The organism is Burkholderia territorii (genome assembly GCF_001718335.1).
Lineage (GTDB): Bacteria > Pseudomonadota > Gammaproteobacteria > Burkholderiales > Burkholderiaceae > Burkholderia > Burkholderia territorii.
The window spans coordinates 1817662-1837244 of sequence record NZ_CP013366.1 but is presented as its reverse complement, the minus strand read 5'-3'; the positions used below and the strand labels follow the sequence as shown (position 1 = coordinate 1837244).

At 67.6% G+C, this 19583-nt stretch carries 20 protein-coding genes; 2 read left to right on the top strand and 18 right to left on the bottom strand.

Going from position 1 to position 19583, the window contains the following annotated elements:
- Positions 1–55: 55 nt before the first annotated feature.
- Positions 56–1222, top strand: coding sequence for a hypothetical protein (locus WS51_RS19040; RefSeq protein ID WP_236872371.1), 1167 nt, complete (start codon positions 56–58; stop codon positions 1220–1222).
- 450 nt (positions 1223–1672) lie between these two features.
- Positions 1673–3130 carry an MFS transporter gene (locus WS51_RS19035; protein ID WP_060360103.1) on the top strand — a complete coding sequence of 486 codons (1458 nt, stop codon included), beginning with the start codon at positions 1673–1675 and terminating at the stop codon, positions 3128–3130.
- A gap of 77 nt (positions 3131–3207) precedes the next feature.
- On the opposite strand, the gene WS51_RS19030 is transcribed toward WS51_RS19035, so the two are convergent.
- The 18 genes from WS51_RS19030 to WS51_RS18950 form a co-directional block, all read right to left on the bottom strand.
- Entirely contained in the window at positions 3208–4101 is an 894-nt protein-coding gene (locus tag WS51_RS19030) for a LysR family transcriptional regulator (protein ID WP_069230013.1), read from the bottom strand.
- 119 nt (positions 4102–4220) lie between these two features.
- Entirely contained in the window at positions 4221–5048 is an 828-nt protein-coding gene (locus WS51_RS19025; protein ID WP_069229647.1) for an alpha/beta hydrolase, read from the bottom strand.
- 261 nt (positions 5049–5309) lie between these two features.
- Positions 5310–5693 carry a VOC family protein gene (locus WS51_RS19020; protein ID WP_060338685.1) on the bottom strand — a complete coding sequence of 128 codons (384 nt, stop codon included), beginning with the start codon at positions 5691–5693 and terminating at the stop codon, positions 5310–5312.
- 25 nt (positions 5694–5718) lie between these two features.
- The gene (locus WS51_RS19015; RefSeq protein WP_069229646.1) at positions 5719–6681 is read right to left on the bottom strand and encodes a hydroxymethylglutaryl-CoA lyase; all 963 of its coding nucleotides are present in this window, start codon (positions 6679–6681) and stop codon (positions 5719–5721) included.
- A gap of 29 nt (positions 6682–6710) precedes the next feature.
- On the bottom strand, positions 6711–7901 hold the full coding sequence (locus tag WS51_RS19010; RefSeq protein WP_069230012.1) for a CaiB/BaiF CoA transferase family protein: 1191 nt from the start codon (positions 7899–7901) through the stop codon (positions 6711–6713).
- 349 nt (positions 7902–8250) lie between these two features.
- On the bottom strand, positions 8251–8463 hold the full coding sequence (locus WS51_RS19005) for a hypothetical protein (RefSeq protein ID WP_059502077.1): 213 nt from the start codon (positions 8461–8463) through the stop codon (positions 8251–8253).
- Positions 8464–8696: 233 nt separating this feature from the next.
- Positions 8697–9134, bottom strand: coding sequence for a hypothetical protein (locus WS51_RS19000; RefSeq protein WP_059771004.1), 438 nt, complete (start codon positions 9132–9134; stop codon positions 8697–8699).
- A 179-nt stretch (positions 9135–9313) separates the two neighbouring features.
- Positions 9314–10237 carry an ABC transporter permease gene (locus tag WS51_RS18995; RefSeq protein WP_059544685.1) on the bottom strand — a complete coding sequence of 308 codons (924 nt, stop codon included), beginning with the start codon at positions 10235–10237 and terminating at the stop codon, positions 9314–9316.
- Positions 10237–11109 carry an ABC transporter permease gene (locus WS51_RS18990; protein WP_059771265.1) on the bottom strand — a complete coding sequence of 291 codons (873 nt, stop codon included), beginning with the start codon at positions 11107–11109 and terminating at the stop codon, positions 10237–10239. Before WS51_RS18990 ends, WS51_RS18995 begins: the two co-directional genes overlap by 1 nt.
- 46 nt (positions 11110–11155) lie before the next feature.
- Complete coding sequence (locus WS51_RS18985; protein WP_069229645.1) at positions 11156–12235, bottom strand: ABC transporter ATP-binding protein; 1080 nt, start codon at positions 12233–12235, stop codon at positions 11156–11158.
- A gap of 49 nt (positions 12236–12284) precedes the next feature.
- A complete protein-coding gene (locus WS51_RS18980) occupies positions 12285–13451 on the bottom strand; it encodes an ABC transporter substrate-binding protein (protein ID WP_069229644.1) in 1167 nt (388 codons plus the stop codon).
- A gap of 338 nt (positions 13452–13789) precedes the next feature.
- The gene (locus tag WS51_RS18975; RefSeq protein ID WP_059502066.1) at positions 13790–14176 is read right to left on the bottom strand and encodes a type II toxin-antitoxin system death-on-curing family toxin; all 387 of its coding nucleotides are present in this window, start codon (positions 14174–14176) and stop codon (positions 13790–13792) included.
- A 1-nt stretch (position 14177) separates the two neighbouring features.
- The gene (locus WS51_RS32580; RefSeq protein WP_167357995.1) at positions 14178–14351 is read right to left on the bottom strand and encodes a hypothetical protein; all 174 of its coding nucleotides are present in this window, start codon (positions 14349–14351) and stop codon (positions 14178–14180) included.
- 113 nt (positions 14352–14464) lie between these two features.
- Positions 14465–15058 carry an RBBP9/YdeN family alpha/beta hydrolase gene (locus tag WS51_RS18970; RefSeq protein WP_060338687.1) on the bottom strand — a complete coding sequence of 198 codons (594 nt, stop codon included), beginning with the start codon at positions 15056–15058 and terminating at the stop codon, positions 14465–14467.
- Between the two features lie 22 nt (positions 15059–15080).
- The gene (locus WS51_RS18965; RefSeq protein WP_069229643.1) at positions 15081–16409 is read right to left on the bottom strand and encodes an MFS transporter; all 1329 of its coding nucleotides are present in this window, start codon (positions 16407–16409) and stop codon (positions 15081–15083) included.
- A gap of 156 nt (positions 16410–16565) precedes the next feature.
- Positions 16566–17621, bottom strand: coding sequence for a beta-keto acid cleavage family enzyme (locus WS51_RS18960; RefSeq protein WP_059449710.1), 1056 nt, complete (start codon positions 17619–17621; stop codon positions 16566–16568).
- A gap of 118 nt (positions 17622–17739) precedes the next feature.
- Positions 17740–18588, bottom strand: coding sequence for a TauD/TfdA dioxygenase family protein (locus WS51_RS18955; RefSeq protein ID WP_059449709.1), 849 nt, complete (start codon positions 18586–18588; stop codon positions 17740–17742).
- A gap of 10 nt (positions 18589–18598) precedes the next feature.
- Entirely contained in the window at positions 18599–19579 is a 981-nt protein-coding gene (locus tag WS51_RS18950; protein ID WP_059771017.1) for a quinone oxidoreductase family protein, read from the bottom strand.
- Positions 19580–19583 lie beyond the last annotated feature (4 nt).

Below are 19583 nucleotides of genomic sequence, written 5' to 3'. Positions count from 1 at the left end.
GCCGGTTCGTGAAATACTGCGGCCACGCATGCCTCCCGAACCGACGATCTGTGAAATGCCCGCCATGCCCTCGTTCCGTTGCTCGATCTTGCGTTTCGCGACGGCGTGCGCCGTCGCACTGCTGGTTGCCGGGGCGGCCATCGCCGATCCTGCAGCCGATGCCGCGCACCTGCCGAGTGGGTCGCCCGCACCGCCAACGCGCACGCCGCAACGCATCCTGTTCGTCGGCGACAGTCTCACGCATGGCCGCTACACGCCCGTGCGCTCGTATGGCGCGATGCGCTCCGGCAGCAACGACGTCGACGGCGCCGCGCAGGTCGTCGACGAAAACTTCGGGCAGACCGGGGCCCGCGCCGAACGCGAGCCGGGGCCGTGGGGCGGGATTCCGGGGATCTTCGCGCGCTTCGCCGCGCAAGCCGGACTCGACTACGAGGTTCATCTGGAAGCGATGTCGGCGACGAGTCTCGCGAAGCATGACCGCCTCGCATCGGACGTGATCGACCGGCCGACGTGGGATGTGGTGGTCCTGCAGGAGCTGAGTGCGAAGCCGCTGCCGTTTACGCTCACCCACAGCCGTGCCAGCGATCCGGCCGGTTTCCGTGCGAGCGTCGCGAAGCTCGCGCGCGGTATTCATGCGGCAGCGCCGCAAGCGCGTGTCTATCTGTATGAAACCTGGCCGCGTGCCGATCTCGCGAAAGCGCTGGCGGGCGAGCCGGACAGCGCCGGTTTTCACGCACGGTACGTCGCTCGCCTCACCGGCCTCGTCGCCGCATATCGCGATGCATACGAAGGCGCGCGCCGCACCGATCCGTCGATCGTCGCCGTCGCGCCGGTCGGTCGCGCGTGGCAGCAAGCGTGGGCGACCGGCGTCGCCGATCCCGACCCGTATGCGCGGTCCGGTGCGCCGCTGCTGTGGTACGGCATGCATGCGCGGAACGACCCGCCGATCTCGCGGCCCGATTATCTGCATCCGGGTGTGCTGGGCGCTTACCTGAGCGCGCTGGTGCTGTTCGAGCAGATCACTGGCGTCGACGTCCGTACTTTCGGCCCGCAGGAGCAAGCGGCCGCGCAGCTCGGCATCGCGCCGGACATGGCGGCAAGGTTGCAGGCAGTTGCGTCGGATACGGTCCGCCGGGCGCGCACCGAAGGCGCCCCCGTGCACGATGTCGATGCCGGTCGTACGTCGACAGCCGGGTGCGCCGTTTCGTGTGCATCGCAATGACCGCCAATGCGGCGCGGCCCTTGGGCCATATCGAGCAGCGGTGAGCACACGATAAATACATAGATGGAGCGTGACCCCCGGTTGCGTAGCGCCGGCCCTGCCGACACCGAGCCACTCCGTACGGCATCGCGAAGCCCGGAACGCCGAACGCCCGCAGCGCCACGCATGGTTTTCCCTCCCCTTCCACTCCCGCAGCCGCTGGATTTGCATCCGGAGCCCGCCCGCCACGCGTTCAGCAGCCTTTCCGCGCGGGAAAGGATGCTTGAAGCATCCGCAATTATCGCGTCTCGCGAATTCGTCGACCATGTTTCGGACGACCGGCGTTACCCGCGGAGCCGGCTTTTTCCAGGGCCGGGCGGGCACGCGCGCCGCGTCGTGCGACCGGACCCGCATGGCCGGCCGCGAACGGCCGGGCGTCGCGCCACGGCGAATACATAATCAGGAGACACGATGAACAGCCAATCCCTCGACCTCGGCGGCACCGCGGGCGGAGCCGCGTCCCCCATACCGTCCGCGGCCCGGGCCGGCGCCGGTGCGCCGGCGGCGCCCGTGCGCGGCATCACGCTCGGCGAATTCATGGACGATCTGCCGGTCGGTTCACTGCACCGGTTCGTCGTCTGGGTGATCGGCATCGGGCTGTTCTTCGACATGTACGAGATCTTCCTCGTCAGCACGATCGGCTCCGCGCTGCAGAACGAATACGGGTTGAGCCGGCAAAGTGCCGATTTCAAGCTGCTGCTGGCATCGGCATTCATCGGGATGTTCGTCGGCGCGATGTGCCTGGGCAGCCTCGCCGACCGGATCGGGCGGCGCAAGGCGTTCTTGCTGACGCTCGTGTGGTACAGCGCGTTTTCGCTGATCGGCGCGTTCTCGGTGAATGCCGACATGCTGGTCGCATGCCGGTTCCTGACGGGCATCGGCGTCGGTGCGATCTACCCGGTCGCCGACAGCTTCCTGTCGGAAATCCTGCCGAAGGACAAGCGCGGACGGCTCGCCGCGTGGGCCTATACGACTTCGTACGTCGCGGTGCCGCTGGTCGGTTTTCTCGCGCTATGGCTCAATCCGCTGCATGTCGCGGGCGTGGCCGGCTGGCGGATCATCCTCGCGATCGGCAGCCTCGGTGCCGTGTACGTGCTGCTGGTGCAGCACCGGCTGCCGGAAAGCCCGCGCTGGCTGCTCGCACAGGGCCGCATCGCGGATGCACATGACGCGGCGCGACGCTTCGCCGACAGCGCTGGCGTGCGCATGCCCGAGCAGTTCGCGGCGTCGGCCGAACCGCAGCGGCCGCTGGGCCTCGGCGAGCGCGTCGCACTGCTGCGCCGCCGGCCTTACGGCGCGCGTTATCTGATGCTCGTCGTGTTCCATCTGTTCCAGGGCTTCGGCTATTACGGCTTCGGCACGCTCGCCGGCACGGTCGTCAAGAGCCGCGGGTTCGACGTGACGGACGGTACGCTGTTCATTGCACTGTCGTTCATTGGTTATCCGATCGGCTCGCTGCTGTCGATCCCGCTGTTGAACTGGATCGAACGCCGCACGCTCGTGATCGTGTCGATCCTGTCGATCGCCGTGTTCGGGCTGGGCTTCGCGTATTCGGGCAATACGGCGTTGATCGTCTGCTTCGGTTTCCTGACGACCTGCGCATCGAACGTGTTCAGCAACGCGTATCACGTGTATCAGGCGGAAATTTTTCCGGCACGCGTGCGCTCGACCGCGATCGGCAGCACGTACGCGCTGTCGCGCATCGTCAGCGGCGGGCTGCCGTTCGTTTTGTTGCCGGTGCTCGCAACGTATGGCGCCGGCGCGATGTTCGGCGTGATCTCGGTCGCGCTCGGCATCGTTGCCGTCACGCTGCGCGTGTTCGGGCCGCTGACCACCCGGCGCAGCCAGGACGACATCAACCCGGTATGACGGCGACCAGCGCGGGGTGCGCGAATGCGTGCGCCGTGCCCGATGCATCGCGTCTGCGGCCCGCTGCCGAGCACGTTTCAGCGCGCCGACATGAAATCGAACAGCTTCGCGATGTCGTTGGTCAGCACGGCGCCGGCCTTCACGCCGACCCACAATGTGCGCGTCGCCCACGCGTCGTCGAGCTTCACCACCCCGAGCCGCGCTGCGCGCTCGCCCGTCACCGCGTCGCGCGGCAGCACGCCGATCCCGAGCCCGGCCTCGATCATCCGGCTCACGCCGTCGAAATTCGACACCTGGATGCGCAGCTTCAGCGAGCGCTCGGCCGCGAACGCGGCATCGGTCATCCGCGCGAGCAGCGAACTGCCGTCGCTCAGGCCGACGTAGTCTTCATCGAGCGTCTCGGCGAAACGGATGCTGTCGCGCGCGGCGAAGCGATGCCCGCGCGGCACGAGGAGCACGAGCTCGTCGCGCCGGTACAGGCGGCGCTCGATGCCAGGTGCCGGCACGTTGTCCGCGAACACGCCGAGATCGGCCTTGCCGGACAAGAGCGCGTCGACGATTTCGTGACTCAGCCGCTCTTCGAGACTGACCTTGATGCCCGGGTTGTCGGTGAGAAATGCGGCAAGATCGGCCGGCAGGAACTGCACGATGGCCGACGTATTGGTCCATACGTGAATGTGGCCGCGCACGCCCGCGACGTAGTCGCTCATCTCGTGCGCCATCCGGTTGACCTGCTCGATCACCTTCGCCGCATGGTCGAGCAGCGCACGGCCCGCCGGCGTCAGCTCGACGCCGCGCGCATGCCGGACGAACAGCGCGCTGCCGGTCGTGCCCTCGAGTTCGGCGATCCGCTTGCTGACGGCGGACAACGTGAGCTGGCCGTGTTCGGCCGCCTTGGTCAGGCTGCCGTGCTCGGCCACGAGCGCGAATACACGCAGCGACTGCAGATCGAAATGAAGCGGGTTCACCATGATGAAGGTCCCGGGAAGCGCCATGCGGCGGGCGCGAACGGCGCCGGCCGGCCTGACGGCGATCATACGCCCGGCCGCGCGCGGCGCGCGATCACGCCACGCGATGCAATACGGCGCGCTCAGTGCGGCGCGATCGCCTGCAACGCCGCGAGCATCGTGCTGTCCGGTTTCGCGAGATCGTCGAGCACCGTGAAGTGCTGCATGCCGGGCAGCCATGCGCGGGCGATCCGTTCGCCGGCCGCTTCGCATGCGTCGGCGTATTCGTGCGCGTGACGCACGAGTTCCGGTAGCTCGGCTGCGCCGACGGCGACGACGGTCGGTGCGCCGGGTCCGATGTGATACAGCGGACTGTATGCGGCGATTTCCTGCGCGGTGAGCTTCAGCTTGTCGTCGAGCACGCAAAGCGAGATCGGTTCGAGATCGACGAGCGGGCTGATCGTGAGCGCCGATACGACGGCCGGGTGCGCACGATGCACGGCCGTCAGGTGGCCGCCGGCCGAGTGACCGCTCAGGTGGATCGGTCGTCCTGCGGTGCCGATGCGATCCGGGTCGGCCGCGAGATGGTCGAGCAACGCGCCGATCTCGCCGACGATGTCGGTCATCGATGCCACCGGCGCGAGCGTGTATTCGGCAAGTACGACGTCGAAGCCGCGTGCGAGCGGCCCGGCGGCCGCGTACGCGAAATCTTCTTTCGCGCAGTGCTGCCAGTAGCCGCCGTGAATGAACACGAACAGCGGCGCGTCGGGCCTGTCGCACCGAAGCCAGTCGAAGCGCTGCGCCGCCCGCTCGCCGTAACGCAGGTCGCGCTGCCCGGGCGTCGCGTCGTAAAGCGCTGCGCTGCGCGCCTGGCAGGACGCGAGCACCGCCGGGAAATCGGGAATGGCCTTCGTGTTCAGGTAGGCGGCGTCGAGCGCCGCGCGGTCCATGCCGCGATAGAGGATCGTCATTCGGAAGTGCCTCGGTCGGATTTCCAAAGTGCGGGACGTTCGCGGTGCCCGCGGCCGACGCGCCGGACGGGCCGACGCCGTTGCACCATTATGCGCAGTGCAACCGGGGCCGGCTATCCGGAATCGGCGGTGGGCGGCGCCCCTCTGTCCGCTTTCGGCGGCGGACCACGGCGTGCCCGCAATGCGCGAATGCGCGGTCGCATGACGAAGCGGCACGTCGAAGCCGCACGACGGTCGCGACGCGATGCAACTTGACGTCAGTCAGATCAATTCGGATATCTCGATCAGGTTCAGGTCCGGGTCGCGCACATACACCGACCGGATCTTCTGCGTCGCACCGGTGCGCTCGACGGGCCCTTCGACGATCGGCCAGTCGACGCGTCGCAGATGCGCGATCACGTCGTCGAGCGGCACCGACGCGATGAAGCACAGGTCGAGCGCGCCGGGCACGGGCACGTGCGCTTTCGGCTCGAACTCCGCGCCGCGCACGTGCAGGTTGATCTTCTGGTTGCCGAAGCGGAACGCGAGCCGGCCCGCGCCGAAGGTTTCGAGCTGCATCCGCAGCACTTCCGTGTAGAAGTGCTTCGTTCGTTCGGGATCGACGCAGGTCAGCACGAGGTGGTCGAGGTGATCGATCAGCGCCATGTGGTTCGCTCCTGGTTTCATGCATTCACGCGAAAGCCCGCTGCGCCGGCATGTCGCCGGCTTCGGCGCGCGGCGGCGGATGAAGGTCCGAGCGGCGCCCGGCCTTCAGGATCTGGCTCGGCACGTCATGCCCGATCAACGCGGGCAGCCGCGCTGCCGCGGCAAGCACGGCCGCGAGGTCGATGCCCGTGTCGTATCCGTCGAGCGCCAGCATGTGGACCAATTCCTCGGTGCACACATTGCCGGTCGCGCCCGGCGCGTACGGACAACCGCCGAGCCCGCCGAGCGACGCGTCGAAGCGGTCGATGCCGGCGTCGAGCGCGGCGAGCGTGTTGGCGAGCGCCATGCCGCGCGTGTTGTGAAAGTGCAGCGTGAGCTGTAGCGCGCCGAAGCGTTCGCGCGCGCGTTCGGCCAGCTTGCGCACCTGCGACGGGTATGCCATCCCGGTCGTATCGCACAATGTGAAGCCGTGCACGCCGAGATCAGCGAAGCGCTGCATCCACGCGAGCACGGTGTGTGCGCGCACGTCGCCTTCCATCGGGCAGCCCATCGCGGTCGACAGCGACACGTTGATCGCGACGCCCGTGCCGCGCACCGCATCGATCACGTCGCGCAGCTGCGCGAACGACTGCTCGCGGGTCATCCGCAGGTTCGCGCGGTTGTGGCTCTCGCTCATCGACATCACGAGGTTCACCTCGTCGACGCCGCACGACAGCGCGCGCTCCGCGCCGCGCACGTTCGGCACGAGCACCGTATAGACGACGCCCGGCGCGCGCACGATGCCGTGCATCACGGCCTCCGCGTCGCGCAGCGCCGGGATCGCCCTCGGCGACGTGAACGACGTGACCTCGATCTTCGCGTAGCCGCATGCGCTCAATGCGTCGACGAGCGCGATCTTGTCGGCGGTGTCGACGAACGCGGCCTCGTTCTGGAAACCGTCACGTGTCGCGACTTCGTGGATGTAGAGTCGTTGGGGAGGCTTGCTCATGTCGTCGTTCCGTGGGCTGGCGGGCCGGTTCAGATCACGCCGCGCGAGCGCCAGTCGTCGCGCGTCGCGGCATCGATGCCGATCGATTCGAGTACCGCGTCGGTATCGGCGCCGAGCGCGGGGGCCGGACGCTCGATGCGTCCCGGCGTCGCGCCGAGCTTCGGCACGATGCCCGGCACGAGCACGGGCGTGCCGTCGGGCAGCGCGGCGTCGGCGATCATGTCGCGCGCGCGGTAATGCGGATCGGCCGCGATGTCCGCGACGTCGTAGATGCGCCCGGCCGGGATGCGCGCGTCGTTCAGCGCGGCGAGCACGTCGTCGAGATCGTGCCGCGCGCTCCATTCGCCGATCGCCGCGTCGATGCGCGCGACCTGCGCGACGCGTCCGTCGTTGTGCGCGAGCGCGGGATCGCAGCCCAGGTCGGGGCGCCCGATCAGCTCCATCAACCGCCGGAAGATGCTGTCGCCGTTGCCGGCGATCAGCGCGTACTTGCCGTCGCGGCAGCGATACGCGTTGGTCGGCGCGATGCCGGGCAGGCTGCTGCCGGCGGCCTCGCGCACCGCGCCGAACACCGCGTATTCGGGCAGCAGGCTTTCCATCATGTTGAACACCGATTCATAGAGCGCGACGTCGACGACCTGTCCTCGGCCGCCCTGCTGCTCGCGATGGCGCAGCGCGAGCAGGACGCCGATCACGCCGTGCAGTGCCGACAGCGAATCGCCGAGCGACACGCCGACGCGCACCGGCGTGCGCCCGGGCTCGCCGGTCAGGTGACGAAGGCCGCCCATCGCCTCGGCGATCACGCCGAAGCCGGGACGGTCGCGATACGGGCCGGTCTGGCCGAAACCTGAGACGCGCAGCATCACGAGCCCCGGGTTGATCGCGGACAGCGTCTCCCAGCCGAGCCCCCAGCCTTCGAGCGTGCCGGGCCGGAAGTTCTCGATCAGCACGTCGGTCTCGGCGACGAGGCGGCGCACGACGTCCTGCCCTTCCGGCGTGCGCAGGTCGAGCGCGAGCGAGGTCTTGTTGCGCGACTGCACGGCCCACCAGACCGACGTGCCGTCGTGCAGCAGCCGCCATTTGCGCAGCGGGTCGCCGACGTCGGGCGGCTCCACCTTGATCACGTCCGCGCCGAATTCGGCGAGCATCCGGCCGGCGAACGGCCCGGCGATCAGTTGACCGAGTTCCAGCACGCGGATGCCGTCCAGGGGGCGCGTCATGGCTGTCTCCGAGGAAATCGAGTTGTCGATGACGGCGATCATGACGGTGTTCGCATCCGGCGAAAATCGATCGATACTCAACCAGCCTTTCCCGAACGGAAAGGCATGGATGGCAGCGAGCCGGTGGCGCGACGCGCCCGTCCGGAGGCGCGATCACGCAGCCCTTTCCGCGCGGAAGACAGGCTGCCGCCGCGGAATCGGAGAAGAGAAGAATCGGGAAAGCAGGGTTCAGGCGGTGCGCGACCGGCACCGGTACGCGTTGATGCGCGATGCGCACCGCCGGCGCGGGTCGGCCAGCGGCCGCGCGTCGGCGGGAATCAGCGGGGATGTGTCAGCGGGGAGGCGAGACTCAGTAAGCGGACATCTCGACGCAAGGATCGACCTTGGACGGCGAGCAGATGACCGAATACTTCGCGCTTTCGCGCATCAGTGCTTCGCCTTCGTGCAGGGCGACCTTGATCTCGGGGTGACGCTCGTACGCAAGGAATGCGGAGCAGAAGACCGCGGACATCACGACAAGGGAAAACACAAATTTTTCAAGGGACTGGAAACGTTCGGGCATGGTTCGACCTTTCTTCTAGGTCGCCATTATAACTGCGAATAAGGGTTTTCCCTATATATCGGCCTCTATACCGAGGATGGCTTCGATCCATTGCGGGCAGCGTTCGTGCCCTTTTTCTTTACGCAGGGTTCGAGCGTGGGTTCAACCGAAGGCCGCCGATGTTGTCGCACGCATCGTCCGCACGGCATTTAGGCAGACGCGTCGACGAAAGCCGGCGACGACGCGTCACCGCGTCACTGCGGCGCCGATGCACCGCTCGCCGCATTGCCGGGCCACGCGTTGCCGATCTTGTCGATCAGCGACTTGGCGGCGCCCGTCGCGATGGCGGCGTCGACGCCCGACGTCTGCCACGAGCCGTCGGCAGCCTTCACGAAGGTCAGGTTCGCGCGCGACGGCGCGTAGTCGGTGTTGCGCCACGTGAGCACGACGTCGCACGTGTAGGTGCGTTCGCCAACCTTCCTGCAGTCGCCGTCCGGTTTCGCGGAGATCACGTCGGCCGACACGGGCAGCGGCTGGCCGAACAGCGCATTCAGGCCACCGTGGTTTTCGGCTTCGAGCGCGCGGCGCACCGCGGCATCGACATCGCTCGATCCGGGACCGTCGTGGAGCAGGTTGCAGGCGGCGAGCAGCGTGGCGGTACAGCCGAGTGTCAGCAGCGTGTGAAGCTTCATGGATATCCGTGAATCGGGTGAACGTCGGATGGCGCCGGCGGTGCATGCGAACGCATCGCCGAAGCCTTACGCCGCGTAGTCTGCAACGTCCGCGTGCCGCACGCGGTATCCATTTGTAACGAATTGCATGCACGGCCGGCACGGCGCGAATATCCGCTCCCCGCCGCTTGCATGCGCGCCTACTGCCGCTCCTGCTTCACGCGACTCACCAGTTGCGTCGGGCTCACGAACTGCAGCGCGATCACGACCCACACGAGCGTGATGGCCATGTAGATCATCGCCATCGCGTCGATCGACTGCGGTGCGCGCACGCCCGTCGAGAACACCGCGTAGTACAGCGCGACGACGAGCGTCTGCGTGCTCGGGCCGGCGGTGAAGAACGTCAGCTCGAACATCCCGATCGTGCGCACCAGCACGAGCAGCCCCGCGGCGAGCATGCCGGGCACCAGCAGCGGCAGCAGCACGTGGCGGAAATAGCGCCACGTGTTCGCGCCGAAGATGCGCGCGGCGGCTTCGAGGTTCGGATCGATCTGTTCGATGAACGGCGTCATCACGAGGATCACGAACGGCAGCGCCGGCACGAGGTTCGCGAGGATCACGCCGGGCAGCGTGCCGGCAAGCCCGACCTTGTACATCACCGTCGCCATCGGGATCCCGTACGTGACGGGCGGCACCATCAGCGGCAGCAGGAACACCAGCAGTGCGAAGCGCTTGCCGCGGAACTGCACGCGCGCGAGCGCATAGGCGGCCGGCACGCCGAGCGCGACCGACAGCAGCACGACCGAGCCGACCACTTCGACGGTCACCCACAGCACGCTGGCGAGCTGGAAGTCTTCCCACGCCTTCGCATACCAGTGCAGCGTGAAGCCCTGCGGCAGCGGCGTGCCGAACCAGCGCGTCGCGATCGAGTTCACCGCGACGGTCGCGATCAGCAGCATCACGTTCAGCAGGAAGAACGTCATCAGCCCCCACACGAGCGCTTTCCACGCGCGGGCGGCGAGGCTGTCGCGCCGCTTGCGCGGCTTCATCGCGTCGACCGGCTGCGCGCCGGGCGGGCGGTGCTTCGGCGGCCACGCCGGCGCGGCATGATTGTCGGTCGCCATCAGCCCTTGCCTCCCGTGACCGGACCGGTATAGAAGAAGCGGCGCGCGCCGAGCATCGACGCGACCACCAACAGCTGCACGAAGCCCATCACGATCGCGATCGCCGATGCGAGCGAATAGTCGTAGCTCTCGAACGCGGCTTCGGCGGCTGCGATCGAGATCACGCGGGTCGGGCCGGCCGGCGCGCCGAGCAGCACGGCCGACGGGAATACCGAGAACGCCTGCACGAACGACAGGCACGCGGCCATTGTGAGCCCCGGCACGAGCAGCGGCAGGTAGATCCGCCGGAACTGCTGCCACGGGTTTGCGCCGAGCGTCGCCGCGGCGCGCGCGAGCGTCGGGTCGATGCCGCTGATGTACGACAGCATCAGCAGGAATGCGAATGGAAAGCCCGACACGATCAGCGACAGCAGCACGCCCCAGTAATTGTGGGTAAGGCGTACTTCGTCCGTGTACAGATGCAGCCCGTGCAATGCTTGCGGAAACCAGCCGTTCGGGCCGAAATACGTGAGCATCCCGTCGGCGACGAGCACCGTGCCGAGCGTGACGGGAATCACGAGCAGCGTCGTGACGAACTTCTGGTACGGCGAGTTGCGGCGCAGCGCGAACGCGACGGGCACCGAGATGCCGACGTTGATCAGCGTCGCGGGCACCGCGAGCTTCAGCGTGACCAGCACGGTCGGCCACATCGCGGTGTCGGTGAAGAATTGCACATAGTTCGCAAGCACGCCGCCGCCGTTCATCGGCTGGAACGACAGCACGAGGCCATACGCGAACGGATAGATGAACAATGCGACGATGAACGCGAGCGCCGGCGTGACGAGCCATGCCTTCGCGTCGCGCGGCGCGCCGCCGGTCGCGAATGTGCTCATGCGGCCTCCGGGCGGCGAGCTGCCGCGCTCGCGGCGCAGCCGCCGTTCATTGCGCGTCTCCCGCATAGACGAGCGTGCGCGCCGGCGCCACGCGCAGCCGCAGTCGCTCGCCCTCCGCGAATTCGCCGGCGATCCGCGCCCAGATCGGCCCGAACGGCGCGATCGCGCGGACGAGGGAGTCCCGGCCGCCGTATTCGACCGTTTCGACGGTCGCGTCGAATGCGTTGTCGGCGCCCTCTTCCGCCCGCTCGATGTCGTCGGGGCGCAGCGCGACCACGACGTCCTTGCCGTCGAAACCGGCCATCGGCACACCCGCGACGCGCACGCCGCCCGCCGTGACGTTCACGTAATCGCCGGCCATCCCTTCGAGCGTGAACGGCAGCACGTTGCGATAGCCCATGAAGCGCGCGACGTGCAGGTTGCGCGGGCGCGTATACACGTCTTTCGGCGACGCCACCTGCTGCACGACGCCCTCCTTCATCACGACGATCCGGTCGGCCATCGACAGCGCCTCGTCCTGGTCGTGCGTCACGTAGATCGTCGCGCGTTCGAGCTGCGTGTGGATGCGGCGGATCTCGGCGCGCATCTCGATCCGCAGCTTCGTGTCGAGGTTCGACAGCGGCTCGTCCATCAGCACGAGCGGCGGCTCGATGACGATCGCGCGCGCGATCGCGACGCGTTGCTGCTGCCCGCCCGACAACTGCCCGGGCAGCTTGCCCTCGTGGCCGACGAGTTGCACGAGCTCGAGCGCCTGCTGCGCGCGCCGCCGCGTTTCCTGCTTCGGCACGCCGCGCATCTTCAGCCCGAAGCCGACGTTCTCGAGCACCGACATGTGCGGAAACAGCGCGTAGTTCTGGAACACCATGCCGAAGCCGCGACGCTCGGGCGGTAGCACGTCGATGCGCGTGTCGTCGAGCCAGATGCCGCCGCTCGTGAGCGGTTGCAACCCGGCGATGCAGTTCAGCGCGGTCGACTTGCCGCAGCCCGACGGGCCGAGCAGCGCGATGAACTCGCCGCGCCTGATGTCGAGATCGAGCCCGTTCAGTGCGGCGACCTGCACGCCCTCCGCATTGGTGAAGCTGCGGCATACGCCGTCGAGCCGCAACCGTTCGAAACTGTGCTTCATTACGCGAACTCCGTCGGCGCGGGCGCTGCGGCGCCCGCGCGTTCATCCGTCATTTCGACTTCTGCGAACCGATTTCGCGGTCCCACTTCTGGAACGCGGCGACCATTGCCTGGGCGTTGAGCGGCTGCACGTGCGGACGATCCGCGAGCAGCTTCGCATACTCCGGGCGGCCGAATTTCCGGATCACCTCCTGGCTGTGCGCGGGCGCCATCTCGAGCGTCACGCCCTTCACGGCCGGGCCCGGATAGAAGTAGCCGTCGTCGTAGGTCATTGCCTGCTGCGCCGGTTCAAGCAGGAAGTTCATCAGCTTGAACAGCACGTCGAGCTTCTCCTTCGGCACGCCCTTCGGGATCACCATGTAGTGCGCGTCGTTGACCCACGTCATGTTGTCGAACGCCTGGATCCGGAACTCGGCCGGCACGATGCCGAGCGCGCGCGGGTTGAGATCCCAGCCGGTGACCGTCACCGTCATGTCGCGCGTGCCTTCGCCGAGCTCCTTCATCACCGCCGACGTGCCGCCCGGGTAGTACGGCACGCACTCGTTGAGCTGTTTCAGGAACGCCCAGGTCTTGTCCCAGCCGTTGATCGGGTCCTGCGGGTTCTTGTCGCCGAGCACGTACGGCAGCCCCATCAGGAACGTGCGGCCGGGGCCCGAGTTCGCCGGGCGCGCGTAGATCAGCTTGTTCGGATGCGCCTTGCACCACGCGAGCAATTGTTCGAGCGTCTTCGGCGGGTCGCTGACCTTGGCCGGGTTGTATTCGAGCAGCGGGCCGGCCGGCATGTAGGTCACTTCGAGACCGAAGCCCTGCGCGAGGTCCTGCATCTTGCGCGGGCCGGGCGCGTATCTGTCGAGCACGCCGGGAAACGCGCCCGCGCTGTCGGGCAGCAGCTTGAGCCAGAGGTTCTGCTCGATGCCGGCGGCCAGCGCGTCGGTGCCCGTCAGCACCAGGTCGATGTCGGCGCGCCCTGCCGCCTGCATCGCCTTGATCTTGCCCGGCAACTGAGGCGCGGGTGCGTTCGTGAACGTGACGTTCGAGACCAGATTCGGGTTCTTCTCCCTGAACGCCTCGATGGCCTTCTGCGTGAGCTGGAGATTGCCCGCGACATCGACGACATTCAACGACACGGGGGCCGCGACGGCGGCCGTGGCCGTGAGCGTCAGGCCCAGCGCCAGTGCGATCCGGTGGACACGGCGCGCGATCGTGGTGGTGTTCATGTCTCCTCGCTTCGGTCGGTGGATGAGGACCTTTCTTTCGGGAAATCATGACGGCGTTATACGATGTCGGTCAACAAAAAACCAACCTGCACGGGGCGGGAATTTCCCTAACAAAAACCTTCCGTAGGATTCGCACCATTCCATGGAGCCGGTATTCCGGTCATTGGTGAATGTGTTAGGACGTCGTATGTCAACGGAAGGAAAATTAAAGCGGGTCCCCAGGCGGAGGGGCAAATCGCAACATCACCATGGCCTCAGGCCAGGATGGGAAGCGAATCAATGCGCTCCCTCGAGCGATCAAGGTGTGGCAAAAAAGCGAGCGGCTCGATGCGACGTCGTTAGCGGGACAAGGACAATTCCCACACTGCACTGAAATACTCGGCCAGTTCCTCACTGCTTACGCTGCCGTCCGCCACGTCGACCATAAGATCTTCGAGATCGGCGAGGCGAGGAATCGTGATTCCCTGCCGTTCCATATACGTCAATGCGCAGGTGAGACCAGTGCGCTTGTTGGCATCATTGAAGACGTGCCCGCGCGCGATGGCAATCGCGTAGGTCGCGGCAATACCAAACACGTCGTCGAGACCCGCATAGTGAGCGTGATTGGCGACCCGATGCAGGGCGGCTTCGACGCCGCCCCGGCCAGCATGAGCAAATCCGCTCAAGCCGCCAAGGTCCCGGATGATCTCGTCATGAATCGTGATGACGTAATCAAGGTCCAGCAAATCAACGATCCTTCAACGCGATCAGCACATCCCGGTGTTCGGAAATGACTTTTCGGGCAGCGCGAAGCACATCACCTTTTTCGGTTTCCGTTGAAGCCTTCACCTCGTTGGTGGGCCGGATGATCGTACGGGGTTTCAATTCCACCCCGTACAGCGTCTTTCTTTTGGGGGCCATGATAGCTTTCCGACTTAAAAATCATTAGCAATCAGCCACTTGCCTGCACTTGCGGCAAGCGGCCGCGTGTCGATAATCATAGCACCCGAAGCGCCCGAACGAAGGCGGTAATGTCAGCTCGTCAAGCTTTGCCGGTTTTTGCCAAGCGCCGTCACCTCCGCGACCAACCGCTCCGCATCCCGCCACTCACCATACCCCGACGCCGGATTCATATGCCCCACCTCGCCCAGATCGACCAACCGGCTGCCCCACCCTGCCGCCAGCGCTTGTGCGCGCTCGAAGCGCGCGAGCGGATCGTTGCGGCTGGCCGCGACGATGCTCGGAAACGGCAGGCGTTCGCGCGGAACCGGCAGCCAGCCATTGGCCCGGATTGCGTCGATCGGCGGATATGGCGCGGGCATCGGCGTCTCGAGATCGGCGGGCGTGACGAGCAGCGCGCCCTCGATCGCTCGCGTCGTTTGCCGGGCCCAATGCACGGTGATCATCACGCCCGCGCTGTGCGCGACGAGGATCACGGGGCCATCGATCGCGGCCAGCGCCGCATCGAGCGCCGCGACGCGCGCGGCGCGGCTCAGCTTGTCGGCTTCGAGCGGCGCGACGGCGCGTGCGTTCGGCAGGCGCCGTTGCAGATGCGTCTGCCAGTGATCTTCGACGTGATCGCGCAAGCCGGGCACGATCAGGATGGTGGGCGCGGTCGCCAGGGTCATGCTGCCTCCGGGAGGAATCGGTTCAGGAAAGGTGTGACGCGCGCCGTTCGCGTTCGACGCGCGCGAGATCGGCCGCGTAGCTCGCGCGGCCGATCGCGAACAGCACGGCGGCCGCGAGCGGCACGGCGGGAATCCATTGCAGTGCGCCGACGAGGCCGGCGCGATCGGCAACCCACCCCGTCAGCAGCGGGCCCGGCGCCATGCCGAGCAGGTTGTTGGCGAGCGTGAGCGTCGCGAACGCCGATGCGTGGATCGCGGCCGGCGTCAGGTTCGCGACCATCGCGCCCGATGCACCCGATGCACCCGCGCCCACCAGCATGCCCGCGCAGATCAGCGCGAGCTGCAGCGGCCCGGGCGGCAGCCGGAACGCGACCGCGAGACACACGCCCGTCAGCACGCAATACGTGATCGCGGTCAGCCATTTGTGCGCGCCGTCGGCGCGCCCGACGCGGTCGGTGACGATCCCGCAGCCGACCATCCCGACGCCCGACAGCAGCACGAAGCCGGCCGCAAGCACGGCCGCACGGTCCGGCGCCATCGCGTAATAGCGGTTCAGGTAGCTCGGCAACCACGCGAACAGCGCGCCGGGCACGAACAGGTGCAGCCCGCTGCCGACATACGCGCAGATCACCGAACGCGATGCGAACAGCCCGGACATCAGCGCACGCATGTTGCCGCGCAGGCCGCGCGGCGCATCGGCATGCGGCCGGCACGGTTCGAGGCGGCATGCGGCGAGCCGCCGTTCGGTGACCACGCCGCGGTACGCGACGAGCAGCACGATGCCAAGCGCGGCCATCACGCCGAACGACCAGCGCCAGCCGAGATGTGCGCCGACGAGACCGCCGAGCGCCATCCCGAACACGGAGCCGAACGCGCCGCCGGCCATGAACGCGCCGGTCAGCGTCGCGCGCAGGCGCGCCGGAAAGATGCTGAGGATCAGGGCGACGCCGACGCTGCCGTACGCGGCTTCGCCGAGTCCGACAAGCCCGCGCGCCACGAGCATTTCGACGTAGTTGGTCGACAGCGCGCAGCCGAGCGTCGCGACGCTCCACAACGCGGCCATCAACACGATGCTGCGCACGCGGCCGAAGCGGTCGGCGAGCACCGACAGCGGAAACGTCAGCAGCCCGACCAGCAACGCGACGACGCCGGACAGCGAGCCGAGCTGCGTGTCCGACAGCCCCCACGCGTGCTTGAGCAGCGGAAACACGGCATTGAGGACCTGCCGCGACATGTAGTCCGACAGCAGCAGCCCGACGGTCAGCCCGAACACGAGCCAGGCATAGGCCGGCGCGCGCCGCCCGGTGGCCGCCACGGCCTGCAGCGACGGCTCGACGTGATGAATCAGCATGCGTGTCTCCTCCGGCACCGGTGCGGCAACGCGCCGGCGCGGCTTGCGCGGCCCCGCTCCGTTCGTCGGAGCTTGCCTCGCGCACCGCGCGAGGGTGGGTGCCGCGCCACATCGATCGGCAGGCGGCGCCTGTATGCCGCCCGGATGCGCGGTGCGTCAGGCCGCGCGCAGCGGCACGTTCGACTGGCCCGGCCGGCGGTTCGGCGCCATCCCGAGTCGCGCGAGCGTTTCGTCGACGCCGTCGTACTGCACACCGATCCGGTAGATCGCCTTCGCCTCCTTGCCGGTCGCGATGTCGCGGCCGAGTTCGCGGGCGATCCGCACGCACTGCTCGACCTGCTGCACCGACGTCATCCGGTTGCCCTTCTGGTCGATGATCGTGTCCTCGATCCCGCAGCGCGGATGCAATCCCAGCGCCATCGCGACGGTGTTGATCGGCAGCACGTTCTTCATCAGCGATTCGAGCGTGATGCACGCGCCGTCGGGGCAGCGCCGGATGAACTCCATGAAGTTGTACGGATTCGGGCCGTCGAAGCCACCGCCGATGCCGACCCACGTGACGTTCAGCGGCCCGCGATAGACGCCGCGGCGGATGATCCGCTCGAGCGTCTCGAGCGCGTGCATGCCGGTGAGCTGGAAATGCGGCTGGATCCCGGCCGCCTGCAGCCGGCGCAGGTGTTCGTCGACCCAGCCGGGGCCGGCCGGCACGGTCATCTCGCGATACGCGTCCCAGAGCGCGGCCTCGTTGAGCGACGTGCCGGCGATGTCCTTGCGGTTCATCAGCTCGGTGATGTTCATTTGCACGGTGTTGATCGCCACCGTCACCTGATCGGGCTTCGGCGTCAGCTCGGCGAGCATGTGGCGCGTGTCGTCGGACAGCCATTTCGCTTCCGCGCCGTCGCCTTCCGGCGCGAACGAGATCGAGCCGCCGACCTGCAGGATCATGTCGGGCACGGCGTCGCGCAGCCGGCCGAGCAGCTCGTTGAATTTCGACAGCCGCTTGCTGCCCTTGCCGTCGAGCTCGCGCACGTGCAGGTGCAGCACCGTCGCGCCCGCGTTGTAGCAGTCGACGGCCTTCTGCACGTGCTCGTCCATCGTCACGGGAATGTCTTCCGGAAAATCGGCGGGCATCCATTCGGGGCCGTACGGCGCGACCGTGATGACCACCTTGTCCTGGTTTTCCGGGTGCAGCGAATCGTCGAGAAATTGCATGTCGTCCTCCAGATGGAATCGTTGTGTTCGGGGCGTACGGGCGTGCGTCTCCCGTCGCGCCGGGCGGCTCGCCCGGTGCGTCGTGCGTTGTTGCGAATGCGTTACGGCGCGGCCGCGTTCAGAACGGCACGTCGCCGACGATGCCCGCGCGCTCCATCCTGCGCACGCACGGCGGATAGTCCATCACCGCGTAATGCTGCGTGCTGCGGTTGTCCCAGATCGCGACGCTGTTCTTCTTCCAGCGCCAGCGCACCTGGTATTCGGGGATGTACGCCTGGCTGATCAGGTATTGCAGCAACTGGCCGGCGCCGGGATTCGCGTCCTGCCCGAAGCGCACGCGCCCGGGCGTGTGGAAATTCGTGAAATGCGTCGTGAACGCGTTCACGTACAGCACCTTTTCGCCCGTTTCGGGATGCGTGCGCACGACCGGATGCTCGGCGTCCGGATACTGCGCCTTCAACGCAAGGCGCTTGTCGAGCGGCATCGCGGCGCCGAAGCTCGCCTCGATGCTGTGACGCGCGCGCAAGTCCGCGATCTGCTGCTTCACGTGTTCCGGCAGTTGCTCGTACGCGAGCACCATGTTCGCCCACATCGTGTCGCCGCCGACCGCCGGCCCTTCGACACAGCGCAGCACGCACCCGAGCGGCGGCGCCACGCGCCAGCTCGCGTCGCTGTGCCACGCGTTCTCGTAGCGGTCGTTCGGCTGCTCGGGCGACTTGTAGATCCGCACGAGCCCGGGATGCTCGGGATCGCTGCCGGCGACCGGATGATCCTCGAGCTCGCCGAAGCGGCGCGCGAACGCGACGTGCTCGGCACGCGTGATGTCCTGGTCGCGCAGGAACAACACGCGATGGCGCAGCAGCTGCGCGCGGATCTCGGCGAACAGGCCGTCGTCGTGCACGGCGTCGGCGAGGCTCACGTCCAGCAGCTCCGCGCCGATTGCACAGGTCAGGGGTTCGACTCGCATGCGCGTCTCCTCAGACGATGAACACCGACGAGCCGGTGGTCTTGCGCGATTCCAGGTCTCGGTGCGCCTGCGCCGCGTCCTGAAGCGCATAACGCTGGTTGATCTCGATCCGGATGCGGCCGGCCGCGACGTGCGCGAACAGTTCGCCGGCCAGATCGTTCTTCTCGGCCGGATCGGCGATGTAGTCGGCCAGCGCCGGGCGCGTCAGGTACAGCGAGCCCTTCATCGCGAGGCGCTGCGGGTCGAACGGCGGGATCGGGCCCGACGCGGTGCCGACGCAGACCATCAGCCCGCGCCGCTTCAGCGAATCGAGCGAGCCTTCGAAGGTGTCCTTGCCGACACTGTCGAACACGACGTCGACGCCCGCGCCGTCCGTCAGTTCGCGCACGCGCTTCGCGACGTCCTCGCGGCTGTAGTCGATCGTATGGTCGCAGCCGTGCGCGCGGGCGACCTCGGCCTTGTGCTCGCTCGACACGGTGCCGATCACGGTGAGCCCGAGCAGCTTCGCCCATTGCGACACGATGAGCCCGACGCCGCCCGCGGCCGCATGCAGCAGGATCGTGTCGCCCGGCGCGAAGTCGTGGATGCGGCGCAGCAGGTACGCCGACGTCAGTCCGCGCATCGTCATCGCGGCGGCCGTGTCGCATGCGATGCCGGCCGGCAGCTTCACGAGCGGCGCGGCCGGAATCAGCCGTTCCGTGCTGTACGCGCCGAGCGTGTTAAGGAAGCCGGTGTAGGTCACGCGGTCGCCGACGGCGACGTTCGTCACGCCGGGGCCGACGGCCTCGACCACGCCGGCCGCCTCGACGCCGATGCCGGCCGGCAGCGGCACCGGGTACAGGCCGCTGCGGAAGTACGTGTCGGCGAAGTTCAGGCCGACGGCCTCGTGCCGCAGGCGAACCTGCCCGGCGCCCGGCTCGCCGACTTCGACCGCTTCCCAGCGCAGCACGTCGGGGCCGCCGGTTTCGTGGAATCGCACTGCATGTGCCATCTTG

Coding starts and splice junctions, on each gene's coding strand:
- WS51_RS19010 (WP_069230012.1), bottom strand. CDS start 7,901: ATGACGCGCCCCCTGGACGGCATCCGCGTGCTGGAACTCGGTCAACTG.
- WS51_RS19035 (WP_060360103.1), top strand. CDS start 1,673: ATGAACAGCCAATCCCTCGACCTCGGCGGCACCGCGGGCGGAGCCGCG.
- WS51_RS18970 (WP_060338687.1), bottom strand. CDS start 15,058: ATGACCCTGGCGACCGCGCCCACCATCCTGATCGTGCCCGGCTTGCGC.
- WS51_RS19000 (WP_059771004.1), bottom strand. CDS start 9,134: ATGAAGCTTCACACGCTGCTGACACTCGGCTGTACCGCCACGCTGCTC.
- WS51_RS18990 (WP_059771265.1), bottom strand. CDS start 11,109: ATGAGCACATTCGCGACCGGCGGCGCGCCGCGCGACGCGAAGGCATGG.
- WS51_RS18980 (WP_069229644.1), bottom strand. CDS start 13,451: ATGAACACCACCACGATCGCGCGCCGTGTCCACCGGATCGCACTGGCG.
- WS51_RS18960 (WP_059449710.1), bottom strand. CDS start 17,621: ATGCAATTTCTCGACGATTCGCTGCACCCGGAAAACCAGGACAAGGTG.
- WS51_RS18985 (WP_069229645.1), bottom strand. CDS start 12,235: ATGAAGCACAGTTTCGAACGGTTGCGGCTCGACGGCGTATGCCGCAGC.
- WS51_RS19025 (WP_069229647.1), bottom strand. CDS start 5,048: ATGACGATCCTCTATCGCGGCATGGACCGCGCGGCGCTCGACGCCGCC.
- WS51_RS19040 (WP_236872371.1), top strand. CDS start 56: ATGCCCGCCATGCCCTCGTTCCGTTGCTCGATCTTGCGTTTCGCGACG.
- WS51_RS18950 (WP_059771017.1), bottom strand. CDS start 19,579: ATGGCACATGCAGTGCGATTCCACGAAACCGGCGGCCCCGACGTGCTG.
- WS51_RS18955 (WP_059449709.1), bottom strand. CDS start 18,588: ATGCGAGTCGAACCCCTGACCTGTGCAATCGGCGCGGAGCTGCTGGAC.
- WS51_RS18965 (WP_069229643.1), bottom strand. CDS start 16,409: ATGCTGATTCATCACGTCGAGCCGTCGCTGCAGGCCGTGGCGGCCACC.
- WS51_RS19030 (WP_069230013.1), bottom strand. CDS start 4,101: ATGGTGAACCCGCTTCATTTCGATCTGCAGTCGCTGCGTGTATTCGCG.
- WS51_RS19005 (WP_059502077.1), bottom strand. CDS start 8,463: ATGCCCGAACGTTTCCAGTCCCTTGAAAAATTTGTGTTTTCCCTTGTC.
- WS51_RS18995 (WP_059544685.1), bottom strand. CDS start 10,237: ATGGCGACCGACAATCATGCCGCGCCGGCGTGGCCGCCGAAGCACCGC.
- WS51_RS32580 (WP_167357995.1), bottom strand. CDS start 14,351: ATGGCCCCCAAAAGAAAGACGCTGTACGGGGTGGAATTGAAACCCCGT.
- WS51_RS19015 (WP_069229646.1), bottom strand. CDS start 6,681: ATGAGCAAGCCTCCCCAACGACTCTACATCCACGAAGTCGCGACACGT.
- WS51_RS19020 (WP_060338685.1), bottom strand. CDS start 5,693: ATGGCGCTGATCGATCACCTCGACCACCTCGTGCTGACCTGCGTCGAT.